Origin of the sequence: Pseudomonas sp. JZ134, assembly GCF_051027695.1 — a bacterium.
Lineage (GTDB): Bacteria > Pseudomonadota > Gammaproteobacteria > Pseudomonadales > Pseudomonadaceae > Chryseomonas > Chryseomonas luteola.
Window position 1 is genome coordinate 495,882 of record NZ_CP069250.1, and the last position, 13,557, is coordinate 509,438.

Here is a 13,557-nt window from a genome sequence, read left to right on the forward strand (position 1 = left end):
CGCCTGATAGGTAGTTTCATGTTGGCGTCTTTTTACCGCACTTTAGGCGTATTGCTTGTTATGGCTCTGCTGGGCGGCTGCACAAGTCCACGAGAGCAGCTTGGCGGCCTAGCTGAACAAGCAGGCTATCGACTTGAGACACTCTCCGGTCAGCCATTCTCTGTGCAAGCAGTCTTGCCTGCACATTTCAATCCCAGATCCGTTTTGCGTGTTTACCTTGAGGGAGACGGGCATGCCTGGGCTACCGCCTCTCAACCTAGTCTTGACCCCACCCCCCATGGGTTGTTGATGGCGCGCTTGGCGATGTCAGATCCCGGTGGCGCAGTTTATTTGGCGCGGCCGTGTCAGTTCATAATGTCTAATGGCTGCTCTACTGCAGTCTGGACGAACCAGCGGTTCAGCCAGGCGGTTATCAGTAGCATGAGCGTGGCGCTGGATGCGTTGAAGGTGCGTACGCAAGCAACGAAGGTAGAGTTGGTAGGGTATTCAGGCGGCGCTGCTATTGCATTGTTACTGGCTGGGCAGCGTAACGATGTTGTAAGTGTTCAGACATTGGCGGGCAATCTGGACCCTGTCGCCTGGACTGAGTGGCACCAATTAAGCCCTATGTCCGGCTCACTTGATCCATTGAGTTATAAAGCGCGATTACGCAGCATTCCGCAGCGGCATTTGGTAGGTAGTCGCGATACTGTTGTGCCCTGGCAGTTGTCGAAAGCGTTTGCTGGCAAGTTTGGAGATCAAGCGTGTATCTCCATTATTACCGTTGCGGCTAATCATAATGAGGGCTGGGAAGCGGCCTGGCGAGCCTGGGAAGGAAAGCCGCTTCCTTGTCATAGGACTTCTGAATGACTTGGTTGTATACCTACCGATCAGGACCGACTCCTGTCGGTAAGCATGGCGTCAACGCTAGGCGTCCATGTGCTTAAAATAAGGTAGAGCGGTAGGGGAGATCGAGCGTATCTGGCATCTTGAATGAAGCGGCCAATGGGCCGCCTGCATGGGTGGTTCAAGAGCTGCGCCACCAGGTGTTATGCATGGTGCCTCACGACCTCCCGGAGGTAGTCATCCAGCAGGCGACTATCTTCTGCGGTTCGCTCCAGGACGGGCACAGGACGTTCCAGTTGCTCTTCGATGAAAGCATGCAGAGCGGGGCGGCGAGGGCCGTAAGTAGCCTCGTCGGCGTTTCGCTTCAGTGCAAGCAGCTCATCTATTTCAGCAAGCAGGGCACGGTCATCCACCGTACATAACAGCTCATGAAACGTCATAGGCGGTCGTCCGAGACCCCGATCGATCCAGCGTACGGCCAGTAGAGGACGCAGTACATAGAAGTATTTTTTGAAGCGAACCGTTTCATCTTGCAGATAGCCTCGAAAGTTTTTCTTGGCCATTGAAAGGTAATGGTTACGAGCTGCCGGTGGGCTGTAGAACGCTTCGGCTAAGGCAGTGAGCCGCGCTGTTTCCGCTGGCTCGCTGCGATATACCAGTGGTGAGTCGAGCCATTCAAGCAGGGTTGGATTGGATTTGCGCAGAAGACCGAGTGCTTTGCGCAGCTCCCAGCCACTGATATCCAACTCATCGCTCAAGGGACGTTCAATAACGTCCCGCGGGGTGTCGACCTGTATGAACCAGTCGGGTTTTTCCACGTAGATAAAGCGTACATCGTAGTCGCTATCGCGCGAGGCAAAGCCCCAGGCCCGGCTGCCTGATTCACAGGCATACAAAACGGTAACGTTGCGTTCTTGTTCCAGCCGATCAAGCTCTTGTAGAACGCGAGTACGCATTTCAGGGGATAATGGATGACGTTCAGTGCTTTCCATGGCATGAGTCCTTCAGATGGGAGCTTTATGCTCGAGTGAATGCTCCATCAAATCCAACGGAAATAAAAATGTAAAGACCGAACGGAGCGTGTGTATGAGCAAGGCTGACCAAAGGCCATTACCTATACGTTAGGAAGGTAAAGGGTGTTATTGAAAAAACATTAAGAAACTTACCTGACTGAAAAGCTAAAGGCATGGACTTCTGGCTTAACACTGAATGAATAATGGTCTTGAGTTAGCCAGTATAGGAATCATTTGACAAGCAATTGTGGCCTCGGTAAGCCAGCACGCTGTTTATAAAGGTTGGCCAATCGATATCAATTAGATCGGCGTTTATCAGTGATGTAAAGGTTGTATAATGTTGTTTGTAAAATGGTGATTCAATTAATTGTTGATTGAAGCCTTCCAGCAGAATAAGCGATATCTCATTAAGAACGAAACCCGAGTTTCCTCGGGTTTCGTCGAATACGATAGGCGTATAGCCAAACGTTAGAAGGCCAGTGCTACTTTTGCACCGTATTCATTGGCCTTGAGTTTGACATCGTCGGCGACGTCGAGGTTGTTCTTGAGTTTGTACTCGTTATGAACATAGTAAACGCCGACCATGACAGGCATGGAGTTGGCACCTTGGTTGAACAGTACACTCATCTCGGCGTACGGATTGGTACGGTCGCGAAGATCAACGCGGTCGCTGCCTACATCTTCGACCTTGAGGCGAGCCCGGGCGTTGAGTGTGCGGCGTGCACCGGCTTCCAGGCGGAAGGTTGTCGCCTCATCAAACTGATGGTTATAGCCCAGTGCAGCCTTGGCAAATGCACCTTTGGTGGTCAGCTTGACATCTTCGCCACTGGTATCAGGCTCATAGCGTGTCCAGCCATAGCCGCCACCTACAAGAGCATCAAGGTAGTTGGTGTTGTCGATAGCCATGCGCCAGCCAAGATCGACATCGCCTTGAGCTTCCTTGAGTTTATTGCTGTGTCTTTCACCAAACTTGACCTTGGCTTCGCCTTGATAAATGAAGCCTTCCTCGCCGGTCATCTTGTTGCCAAAGTTATAGAAGACGCCCCCTTTGCCCATATGGGTTTTGTCGGAGCCTACGTCAGACTCAAGTTTATATTTGCTGTAGCTACCTAATACACCCAAATTGGAAATAGGGCCGGTATCAGCGGCCATTGCATAGGATGAAGCAATGGTAAGGGCAGCTACGGCAGAAGTCTGAACCCAGCGGGCTCCGAAGAAAGGAAACATGATCGACTCTCCTAGGCAAAGCAGTAAATCGCAAAAGGCGCGTGTTACGAATAGCGGTGTTTCTATAAGTTCAAAAAACTAGACGATATGCGCTAATAATCAAGGTAATATAGTTAATATTTAACTTGTGGTATGGTTAAATAGGTTTCTGCTATTTATTTTGATGTCAAAATGATTTGCTCTGTACAGTTACATGCATGGCTGCATACACATTAAAATCAAGTAGAGTGCCGCTTATAAGCGGCTTATAAAAAGCAACATAATTAATGAATATTAGCCATGAACCGGACAGTTCATTTAAGTGCAAACACAAGCGGCAAAACGTTAACTAAAGGTACTCGCGCGACGAATGGCGCGAGAGGCTAACGGAGAGAAGCGGAATACCGGGGGTGAAGAAAGCTGAGGTTGAACAGAAAGAGTACGTGGTTGATCGGTATCGTTTCCTTTTGGATGCCACCGCTATGGTCAGCATCCAGAAGAGGACTGAAGCGTTAGAACGCTACGCCGACTTTTGCACCGTATTCGTCATGCTTGAGCTTGACGTTATCGGCCAAGGCCAGGCGATCCTTCAACTTGTCCTTGTGGTGCTCGTAGTACAGACCTGCTGTAATCGGCAGACCTTTGCCATTCTGGTTGAACAGCATATCCATCTCCGCATAAGGGTTGGTGCGGTCATGGATATCTACACTTTCGCTGCCTTCATGCTGGACATGCAAACGGGCGCGCTCATTCAGCTGACGACGCACACCGCCTTCCAGACGCACGGTGGTGTTGTCGAAGGCATGGTTATAACCCAGGGCTGCCTTGGCGAAAGGCCCTTTTGCACTCAGGCGTAGATCATTGCCGCTGGTATCAGGCTCATAGCGAGACCAGTCGTAACCTGCACCGACAAGCGCATCGACATAATTCTGGTTATCGATTGCCATTCTCCAGCCTAGATCAGCCTGGCCACGACCTTCCTTGAGGCGATTGCTGTGCTTCTCGCCAAACTTGGCTTCAACGCCTGCCTGATAGATAAGGCCTTCGCCGCCGGTCATCTTGTTGCCGTAGTTATAGAACACGCCAGCTTTAGGCAAATGTCCATTTTGCGAGCCCAGGTTGGACTTCAGCTTGTACTGATCATAGCTGCCAGTGATACCGGCTGTAGAAATAGGGCCGCTGGTGTCTGCCATAGCGTGAAAAGAAAAGGCAGCCAATACAGAAAAAATAGAAGAATGAATCCAGCGATTGCGTGCTTTGATAGTCATAAAGATACTCCTAAACATAACGATATAACGTTACATAGCGGGCTCACTTTAATTCAGGCTGAAGTTAATGACAATAATAGTTAGCTATCTAACTGATAGGTGGTTATCGATTGGTTGGGTGAGTATTGGTGCTTCTATACCGCTAGCGCCGGGGCGATAGCGCCTTGACGCAAGTGATACAAGAGTGGCATTCGGCAGGAAGCATTCCAGGTTTCTCTGCATCCCAGCAGTAAGAGAGCCAGAAGGTTATGATTCCGTTCTACGCACAAACGACGGGTGCCTGACAGGCTTGGGAGCGGTTCTGCTAAGCCCGGCCGCTGGATCCATTGAGACGCCAGGGCCGGAACCTGTTTAGTATTGGTCACTTCGCTTAATAAATGAGATAGGGATGTCAGGCAAAAGAACAGTTGCCATTGGTTTTATCGGCTCGACGCTAGATCGGGTAGGCCAGGGCGCCAATCGCTGGAGTAAATGGCGTCCAACGGTTGGGCTATGCCAGCAGCAGGATCTGCTTGTCCACAGGCTTGAGCTGATTCATGGCACTGATGCGCGAGATGTGAACCTTGCCGAGCGGCTGAGAGAAGATATCCATCAGGTATCGCCGGAAACCGAGGTGCACCTGCATGCCTTGTCGCTACGTAATCCCTGGGATTTCGAAGAGGTGTATGGCGCACTGCATGACTTTGCGGTGGGCTATGCCTTTGATACCGAGCATGAGGACTATCTCGTGCATATCACGACGGGCACACATGTCGCGCAGATCTGCTGGTTTCTGTTGACCGAGGCCCGCTACTTGCCTGCAAGACTCATTCAAACGTCACCCGCCAGGCGTCGTGATGAAAGCAATGAGGTATCAGGAACCCATGCGCTGATCGACCTTGACCTGTCTCGCTATGACCGTATCGCTACCCGGTTTCAGCATGAGCGCCTGGAGGGTCTGGCCTTTCTCAAGTCAGGCATTGCAACACGGAATATGGCCTTTAACCGGACCATCGAGCAGATCGAGCGCGTCGCCTTACGTTCCAAGGCACCTCTGTTGCTAATAGGGCCTACAGGGGCTGGCAAATCTTTTCTGGCGCGCCGCATTTATGAGCTCAAGCGCAGCCGACATCAGGTGGATGGACGCTTTGTCGAGGTCAACTGTGCCACGCTCAGGGGCGACGGTGCGATGTCTACCCTGTTTGGTCATGCAAGGGGGGCCTTTACTGGCGCACAGAGCGCGCGCGAGGGGCTGCTTCGTGCGGCTGACGGCGGTGTATTGTTTCTGGATGAAATTGGTGAGCTGGGCCTCGATGAACAGGCCATGTTGCTCAAGGCGGTCGAGGAAAAGCGCTTCTTTCCGCTGGGCTCGGATAGAGAAGTGACCAGTGATTTTCTACTGATGGCGGGCACGCATCGGGACTTGCGCAGCCGCGTAGCGGAAGGGCTGTTCCGTGAAGATCTGTTTGCCCGCATCAATCTCTGGACGTTCGACTTACCCGGGTTGGCGGGGCGGCGAGAGGACATTGAGCCCAACATTGACTTTGAGCTGGAGCGTCACGCTCGGGAGCAAGGACGCCTGGTGCGCTTCAATCTGGAAGCGCGGCGTCGTTACCTGAATTTTGCCATTTCCAGCGAGGCTGCATGGAGCGGCAACTTCCGCGAGCTATCCGCCTCCATTACACGCATGGCGACTCTGGCGGACAGCGGACGAATCGATGAGGCAAACGTGCAGGAGGAGATCGACCGGCTGCGCCGTGCCTGGGGGCTTCAGTCATCAAGCGATGGGCTGGATCTGCTTCTGGGCGAGCGGGCCGAGGAAATGGACCTCTTTGATCGTCTGCAGCTCGCGTCTGTCATCCGCATCTGCCAGCAGGCGGATAGCCTGTCTGACGCGGGGCGTCGACTGTTCGGCGTCTCACGACAGGCCAAGGCCCAGCCGAACGATGCCGATCGGTTACGCAAATATCTGGCGAAGTTCGGCTTGGAGTGGGGGCAAGTAAAAAAGGGGACGTGAAGCGGACATGTATTTCCCAAAATGAGCCGTGAGACATGCTGTCAGCCAGCTGTGCTCATGGCTCTGAAATAAAATCAGCAGGCACATGCTCTACCAGCCAGACGCCATTGTCAGCCTGAAAGAATCGATGGCCCTGTTGATTCATATCCAGGGCTCTGATAACCAGCACTACCGGCTGGCCATAACGTTTGCCGACATTGATGGCAGTATCGGTATTATCAGAAAGATGAACGTGGTGGCGTGAGCCTGGAATCAAACCTTTCTTTCGTATCGATTCCAGAAAACGGACAGCTGTACCATGGTACAAGCGTTCGGGCGGTACTTTTTGGATGTGCTGAAGAGTGACCTGTGAGGTGGAGTGACCTTGAGCCGCCCGTATACGCGTTCCGTCGGGCGATAAGCTGAAGCGCTTTTTATCGTTGTCAACCACAACTTCTCGTATCAGGTGCTCGTTGAGTTCTCGGCCATGTCTGGCCGCGCCTGCGATCAACGTGGTGATCTCAACCCAACCTTCGCTATCGAGCGCTATGCCGATTGCCTGAGGCTCATGCCTGAGGACGTAACTCAGAAATTTGCTCGTTTCGATAAGCCTCTGATTGCTCATCGAGTCCTCCATTTAGCTGCGTGTATTTCAGCGTAGGCGGGGTAATACAGGCATTGGGCGGTATTGCCTGGCAATCCGCCCAATAAGAGGCTCTGACTAGCGTCCTGCAATGGGCTCATGGCCGTAGCTGGGCGAGTGCGGACCTACCAGGATGCCGTTGGGACGGCCAGCTGACAGCAAACGAAGGCTAGTGATTCCGGCAATTTCATGGCCTTTATCGCTGATCGAGTTCGCAATCTGGTTTATAGCGGCTGTGATCAGTAAGCCAATCAGACCGCCACCGCTATTTTGCTGCTGCTCAGCTGTACTTGCGCTTGCCGCACCTTGCCAAAGCAATTTGCCGCTGCGCAAATCGACGAGTTTGGCGGAAGCCGTTACAACCGTCTCACTGCTGATGATGGCATATGTACTGCCATAGCGGCTGACCTCCACATACATGGCAGCATCTGCGCCAAAGATTTCGCGAAGCTTGGCAGGCGGCGCCGCCTGCATTTCATCAGGGGTTAGCAGGCCGTTTTCCTTGAAGGTTTCATCCACGAGGGCGACAGGTAAAACGTAATAACCGGCTTCGGCCAGAGGGTAGGTCAGCTGTGAGAGTACACTGTATGTCGCCTTCACATCGGGCGACTTGTTGACTGGCGGCAGAATGACAATGGAAGCCGGTTTGCTTTCCTTAAAGGCCGTGTAGTCATAAGGCTGCTGCTGGTTAGCGCAACCTGCCAGCAAGCCGAAAGCAGACAGGATAAACAACGCTTTGAGATAAAAACTGCGCATGGGATAGCTCCTACTTCTTGAAGTTGCGCATCAGGAAGTCCATGTACGCAGTGGACTCTGGAAACAAGGTCTTTTCAGTTTCAAATTGCTGGCGGACCTGATCCATTTTGCCTACTTCGGCGTAGAGCATGCCTAGCTGTGCGTGATAACCAGGCGCAGGCGTTAGGCCTTTGGAGCGGGCTTGTTGCAAACCTGCCTCCATCGCGATGATTTGCTGTTCAGGGCCGGTTTCTTTGGTGAAGTGCTGATATACCTGATCCTGATAGCCAGGCCAGTAATAAAGCGATTTGGGCTGTTCAGCGCAGCCGCTCAACAGCGCGATCAAGGTAAGCGACAACAATGCAGCGCAGGGCTGTAAAACGCTTTTCATATCCATTCCTTAGAACGTAAAGCTTATTGCACGGGCTTCCAGGCACCGCTATCAATCCCTTCAACCAGACGGTTGACTGCTTCGCGAATGGCCAGGTCCAGTACCTTGCCGTTCAGCGTCGAGTCGTAACTGGCTGTCCCGCCAAAGCCAACCACTTCCCGGTTGGACAGGCTGTACTCACCGGCACCCTGGGTTGAGTAAACCACTTCGGACGTACGAACATTGACGATATTGAGATTGACCTTGGCATAGGCAATTTGTGATTTGGCGCGACCAAGAATGCCAAAGAGCTGTTGGTCGCCTACTTCCTTGCGGCCAAATTCTGTTACGTCGCCGGTAACTACATAATCAGCACCACGCAGCTGCTGGCCCTTTTTCGAGAGGGCACTTTCCTGCGCTATTTCACTCATGTTGTCACGGTCCAGTACATTGAACCGGTTGGACTGCTGAAGGTGGGTCACCAGAATGGTTTTAGCTTGACCGCCGAGACGATCGACACCATCTGAAAACAAGCCCCGCATATAGCTTGAGCGGTTGTCGAATTTACCTACGGAAACAGGCTGGCGTATGCCTTGGTAGACACTTTGAGCGGAGGTCACCTTGGCAACTTCCAGGGTTCGGGATTCTTCGGTTGCGCAGCCAGACATTAGAGCCGACAAGCTAATGGCGCTTGCAATCAAAACCTTCTTTTTCATGTACTTCTCTTTACTGAAGTTGAGGCTATTACCGTCACTCCGTCTGTGCATAGTAATAACCGTAGGCGAGCAGATCACACTGCTCTAGCGTTTGCCTTATGCAACGAAGAAAGAGAGGTAGGGATGTATTCGCTGGAATTGCCCAGGGATAAGCGGCAATCGAGAATCAAAAAACCTGACCAATCCTTGGCTGATTAGCATCCTGCTAGAGAAGGGAATTTGTGAAGTCTATCAACCTTCTTAAATCATATTAGGTTGTGCTTCGACGAATGGAGCAGATGACGTCATAGACGGAGCAGCAATAGGAGAAGCCGTGAAAGATTTGTCTCAATCAGTGACTGATAGGTCTGTTTTCGAACGAGTAAGTCACGAGGCAGGAAAAGATTTTCAGCCGACCAGCGGCAGAGAGAGTTAAAGGATGAAAAGCGCCATTTAAAGCCTGCTTGTAACGACATGGAAACGCCTTGCAGGCTTCGAAAACACTGACCTAAAGCCGCTTCGCTGCGTTTACTCAATAAGACTTTCTAATTAGCTTGATAGATAAAAGCATTCAAGCTAATGGTCGCCTGCTCTGAACTATCTGGAGCCAAACTGCCTCCACTTCTACAGAGCCTGTACATGACGTCGTTAAGCAGGCTCCTACACCATTGGTGTCATCAAAACCAAAAGGGAAGTAGTGGGATAAGGACAGCGTGATTAAATCTGGATAGGAGAGCTGTATGTTCGTTCATAACAAACGACTTCAGTATACCGTTCGTGTAGCTGGTCCCAACCCGGGCCTGGCCAATCTAATGCTTGAGCAGTTTGGCGGTCCTCAAGGCGAACTCGCGGCTGCGATGCGCTATTTCACTCAGGGTCTGGCCGAAGACGATGCAGGTCGTAAAGATATGCTGATGGATATCGCGACCGAAGAGCTTAGCCACCTGGAAATCATTGGCTCCATCGTCGGTATGTTGAACAAGGGCAACAAAGGCCAACTGGCCGAAGGCATCGAAGAAGAAGCTGAGTTGTACCGTAGCATCACCGGAGCGGGTAACGATTCTCACATTACATCGGTTCTGTACGGTGGTGGCGCACCGCTCACCAACTCTGCAGGTGTACCGTGGACAGCAGCTTATATCGATACCATCACTGAGCCGACTGCTGACCTGCGTTCCAACATCGCCGCCGAAGCGCGTGCGAAGATTGTGTATGAGCGCCTGATCAACCTCACTGACGACGTAGGCGTGAAAGATGCCTTACAGTTCCTGATGACGCGCGAAATCGCTCACCAGAAGTCCTTCGAGAAAGCTCTGCACTCCATGCAGCCCAACTTCCCTCAGGGCAAGCTGCCAGGCAAGCCGGAATTCGCCAACGTGTACTTCAGTATGTCCCAGGGCGAAGGCGATATGCGTGGTCCTTGGAACCAGGGTGGCGAGTGGGAATACGTAGAAAGCCCGCAACCTGCTGTTGATGGCGGTGATGGCTTGGCTACTGTCAATCTGCCTGCCAAAGACATGAAAGTGGTCGAGCAGATGGTCAAGCGCACAGCGTCCGATCCGGCCAGCAACCCTCTGACGGGGGCTGATCTGGGCTCTGGCATGGCTACGCAAAAGAAAGAAGTCTGACGCTTTTCTGCTAGATGATTACCCGTGCATGGCTTGGCTGTGGTCTGACACCACACCCTGCCATGCAGGGTTCTTATGTAAAACCTTGCGTGAGCCGATAGATACGTTCTTCACCCCGGCACTCATCAGGACGAATTAAAATGGCGGAACGCAGTCGCAATAAACGGCACTGTTATTACCGCATATCAAGGAAGCGAGATGACTGAAGAAAACCGCGACGCACAACTTTCCGAAGACCAGGCGATTGAGTTCGCCCATCAAGTACTCGATTTGGCGCGCAGTGGCGATGCAGTCACATTGGGCAAGCTGCTGGATAAGGGGCTGCCCCCCAACTTACGCACCAGCAAAGGTGACACACTGCTAATGCTGGCCAGCTACCATGGACAGCTTGATGCGGTACGTACATTGCTCGATCATGGCGCTGACCCGAATATCTGCAACGATAACGGCCAGAGTCCTATTGCGGGTGCAGCCTTCAAGGGCAATCTGCCAATGGTAAAGCTGTTGGTTGAGCAGGGTGCCGATGTGGAAGGCGTATCCCCGGATGGCAAGACCGCACTGATGATGGCTGCGATGTTCAATCGGGCCGAAATCGCCGAATACCTGATCGAAAAAGGCGCCAATATTAACGCCCAGGATGCTAACGGTGTAACGCCTCTTGCAGCTGCACAACGTATGGGCGCGCCTGAAACGGTTGCGTTGCTGGAACGAATTCAAGAGCTGCAAAAGTAGGCAGCCTGTTTATGAAAAAGGCGCCTGTCAGGCGCCTTTTTTGGTTTCGGGCCTATGATTCTAACCGTACCTCATAGCAGTCACCGCTCAATGGCTCGATCACGATGCGGACCGGGCAGAACCGCTGGATGACTTCGGCGTTGCTAAGCAAATGCTCAGACGCATGCAGGCAGGTAAAGCGGCCGCTGCCCGCCAACACTAGAGGGAGCAAGAGCTGGTCTGCGAGATGTTCGCCTACGGCAGCACCGCTTTGCTCAAAGGCGAGCAGTTCATCAATGGCGTGATTGGCGACTTGTTCTGCCCTGACGCGGCTTTGCCCGAACGCAGCGAACACCTCGGTAACCGCCTCGTACTGTTGCTCGATTAGCACTACATTTCCAGGCCCCTGCGCCTTCTGTAGCTGAACGGTATGCAGGTTGTCCTGAGACCAGCCCAAACGTTGTGTTACTTGGTTCAGCTCGCGCGTGCCTATCGACTCGGGCAGGCCTGCCAGAAGCGCTTGCGCCTGCTGGCTGACCAATTGACCACGGTCCTCCAATATCAGCGGACTCAACCTGCTGGGTTGGATCACTACCGTCATCTCACCTCCACCCGCAGGAGCAAAGCCATGACGGATGAGGTCCAGCTCTATATGGGCGCCCATCCGTTTCAGTAACGGTAGCCATGCTTTTTGCAGGAAGTCGACTGGTGGTGCAGCAGGATTGTGCGTTCCGCCTTTCAGTCTCAGGCGACTGGGAGCAGGTGCCTTGAGCAGGGCGGGCAACACGGTCTGTAGGACAAGTACACAGCTGCCTGCCGTGCTGATGGCAAATTCATAATTACCACCCTTGATTGCGCCAGGCTGAAAACGCAGGCTCAGCGAGCCCAGCTCCGCACCCTCAAGCGTTGCATCGCATATCGCGGCGGCCGCTTGCACGGCCGTCAGGTGCTGGCGAAGCAGGCCAGGACGGCTCCGCTTCGCACGAATATTGGTGATACTGAACGGCTGTCCAGTGATCATGGACAGGCTCAAGGCGCTACGCAGGATCTGACCACCGCCGATCGACCCGTCCAATTGTAGTTCTTCCATGGTTAAAACCTTTTTTGTCGTGCAGTTCAATCTGCTTTCATTCGTCCAGTGAAGCTGATCAGCCTTTGACGCATACCACCTGACGCAGGGTGTGCACCACTTCCACCAGGCTGCGCTGGGCTTCCATTACACGGTCGATGTCTTTATAGGCCATCGGGATTTCATCGATGACGTTGGCATCCTTTCGGCATTCCACATGTGCGGTAGCGCGTACCTGGTCCTCGACCGTAAACAGGTTCTTGGCCTTGGTCCGGCTCATGGTTCGTCCGGCGCCATGGCTGCAGGAACAGAATGACTCCTCATTGCCCAGGCCGCGAACGATAAAGCTCTTGGCACCCATGGAGCCGGGAATGATGCCCAATTCGCCCTTCTTGGCTGATACCGCCCCTTTGCGGGTAATCAGTACCTCCTGACCGAAATGCTGTTCTTTCTGCACGTAGTTATGGTGGCAGTTGACCGCTTCCAGGTTTGCCTCAAACGGCTTGGTGATGACCTTTCGGGCCGCATCGATCACTGCGTGCATCATCAGGGCTCGGTTCTGTTTGGCAAAATCCTGCGCCCAGGCGACAGCCTCGACATAATCGTTGTAGTGCTTGCTGCCCTCCTCGAAGTACGCCAAGTCTTTATCGGGAAGATTGGCAATGTGCTGTTGCATGTCTTTTTTTGCCAGCTCAATGAACAGATTCCCGATGGCATTACCTACCCCACGCGAGCCGCTGTGCAGCATGAACCAGACCCGCTGGGCTTCGTCCAGACAGACCTCGATAAAATGGTTCCCGGTACCCAAAGTACCCAGGTGGTTGCGGTTGTTGGTCTTTTCCAGTTTCGGGTATTTATCGGTAATGGCCTTGAAACGCTTGGCCAGGCTGGACCAGGCATGATCGGCCATATCAGGTACGTTCTGCCAGGCACCCTGGTCGCGGCGGCCAAAGGTCTTGCCATGGGGGACGGCCTTTTCGATGGCGCTGCGTAGCGGTTGCAGGTTGTCGGGCAGGTCTGAAGCCATCAGGGACGTGCGCGCCGCAATCATGCCGCAGCCGATGTCGACGCCCACCGCCGCAGGGATGATGGCGCCCACAGTTGGGATAACGCTACCGATAGTGGAGCCTTTACCCAAGTGGACATCCGGCATTACTGCCAGATGTTTGAAGATAAACGGCATCTTGGCTGTATTCATCAGTTGCTGTTTGGCATCGCCTTCGACCGGGACGCCTTCGGTCCACATCTTGATAGGCTTGCCGTTGGCTACTTCAAGAAGCTGATAGTTCTGCTTGTCCATTTCTACGCTACTCCATGGGTTGTCTGTGAGATGCAGGCAAACACGCTGCAACCTTCATATCCCTGGATATAGCAGAGGGCGTGCCATTGTTTTAAAAGCGCTTGTCTTTAAACTTAACT

At 52.9% G+C, this 13,557-nt stretch carries 13 protein-coding genes; 4 read left to right on the forward strand and 9 right to left on the reverse strand.

The window, feature by feature from the left end; all coding sequences use genetic code 11:
• Positions 1–18 precede the first annotated feature (18 nt).
• A complete protein-coding gene (locus JQR86_RS02205; RefSeq protein WP_434154234.1) occupies positions 19–849 on the forward strand; it encodes an alpha/beta fold hydrolase in 831 nt (276 codons plus the stop codon).
• Between the two features lie 179 nt (positions 850–1,028).
• Here the strand turns inward: JQR86_RS02205 and JQR86_RS02210 are convergent, their stop codons facing one another.
• The 3 genes from JQR86_RS02210 to JQR86_RS02220 all read right to left on the reverse strand — a co-directional run bounded on the left by JQR86_RS02210 (position 1,029) and on the right by JQR86_RS02220 (position 4,312).
• Positions 1,029–1,817: a nucleotidyltransferase domain-containing protein gene (locus JQR86_RS02210; RefSeq protein WP_434154235.1), complete on the reverse strand. Its 789-nt coding sequence runs from the start codon at positions 1,815–1,817 to the stop codon at positions 1,029–1,031.
• A 489-nt stretch (positions 1,818–2,306) separates the two neighbouring features.
• A complete protein-coding gene (locus JQR86_RS02215; protein ID WP_286790644.1) occupies positions 2,307–3,065 on the reverse strand; it encodes an outer membrane beta-barrel protein in 759 nt (252 codons plus the stop codon).
• Between the two features lie 491 nt (positions 3,066–3,556).
• Complete coding sequence (locus JQR86_RS02220; protein WP_434154236.1) at positions 3,557–4,312, reverse strand: outer membrane beta-barrel protein; 756 nt, start codon at positions 4,310–4,312, stop codon at positions 3,557–3,559.
• Between the two features lie 388 nt (positions 4,313–4,700).
• Here JQR86_RS02220 and rtcR point away from each other — a divergent pair, with 388 nt between their 5' ends.
• Positions 4,701–6,308 (forward strand): RNA repair transcriptional activator RtcR, encoded by a 1,608-nt coding sequence (rtcR, locus tag JQR86_RS02225; protein WP_434154237.1) that lies wholly within the window; start codon positions 4,701–4,703, stop codon positions 6,306–6,308.
• Between the two features lie 55 nt (positions 6,309–6,363).
• Here the strand turns inward: rtcR and JQR86_RS02230 are convergent, their stop codons facing one another.
• The 4 genes from JQR86_RS02230 to JQR86_RS02245 all read right to left on the reverse strand — a co-directional run bounded on the left by JQR86_RS02230 (position 6,364) and on the right by JQR86_RS02245 (position 8,751).
• Positions 6,364–6,912, reverse strand: coding sequence for an RNA 2'-phosphotransferase (locus tag JQR86_RS02230; RefSeq protein ID WP_434154238.1), 549 nt, complete (start codon positions 6,910–6,912; stop codon positions 6,364–6,366).
• 96 nt (positions 6,913–7,008) lie between these two features.
• Positions 7,009–7,686, reverse strand: coding sequence for a DUF799 domain-containing protein (locus tag JQR86_RS02235; protein ID WP_286790641.1), 678 nt, complete (start codon positions 7,684–7,686; stop codon positions 7,009–7,011).
• Positions 7,687–7,696: 10 nt separating this feature from the next.
• The gene (locus JQR86_RS02240) at positions 7,697–8,056 is read right to left on the reverse strand and encodes a DUF4810 domain-containing protein (protein WP_074821817.1); all 360 of its coding nucleotides are present in this window, start codon (positions 8,054–8,056) and stop codon (positions 7,697–7,699) included.
• Between the two features lie 23 nt (positions 8,057–8,079).
• Positions 8,080–8,751, reverse strand: a complete 672-nt coding sequence (locus JQR86_RS02245; protein WP_219650977.1) for a CsgG/HfaB family protein — start codon at positions 8,749–8,751, stop codon at positions 8,080–8,082.
• 719 nt (positions 8,752–9,470) lie between these two features.
• Between JQR86_RS02245 and JQR86_RS02250 the strand changes: the two genes are divergently transcribed.
• Together JQR86_RS02250 and JQR86_RS02255 are read left to right on the forward strand one after the other, a co-directional pair.
• Entirely contained in the window at positions 9,471–10,358 is an 888-nt protein-coding gene (locus JQR86_RS02250; RefSeq protein ID WP_010795923.1) for a manganese catalase family protein, read from the forward strand.
• 198 nt (positions 10,359–10,556) lie between these two features.
• A complete protein-coding gene (locus JQR86_RS02255) occupies positions 10,557–11,090 on the forward strand; it encodes an ankyrin repeat domain-containing protein (protein WP_010795922.1) in 534 nt (177 codons plus the stop codon).
• 52 nt (positions 11,091–11,142) lie between these two features.
• Here JQR86_RS02255 and rtcA read toward each other — a convergent pair whose 3' ends face one another.
• A complete protein-coding gene (rtcA, locus tag JQR86_RS02260; protein WP_434154239.1) occupies positions 11,143–12,159 on the reverse strand; it encodes an RNA 3'-terminal phosphate cyclase in 1,017 nt (338 codons plus the stop codon).
• A gap of 58 nt (positions 12,160–12,217) precedes the next feature.
• Positions 12,218–13,438 (reverse strand): RtcB family protein, encoded by a 1,221-nt coding sequence (locus tag JQR86_RS02265; protein WP_074821825.1) that lies wholly within the window; start codon positions 13,436–13,438, stop codon positions 12,218–12,220.
• Positions 13,439–13,557: the final 119 nt, after the last annotated feature.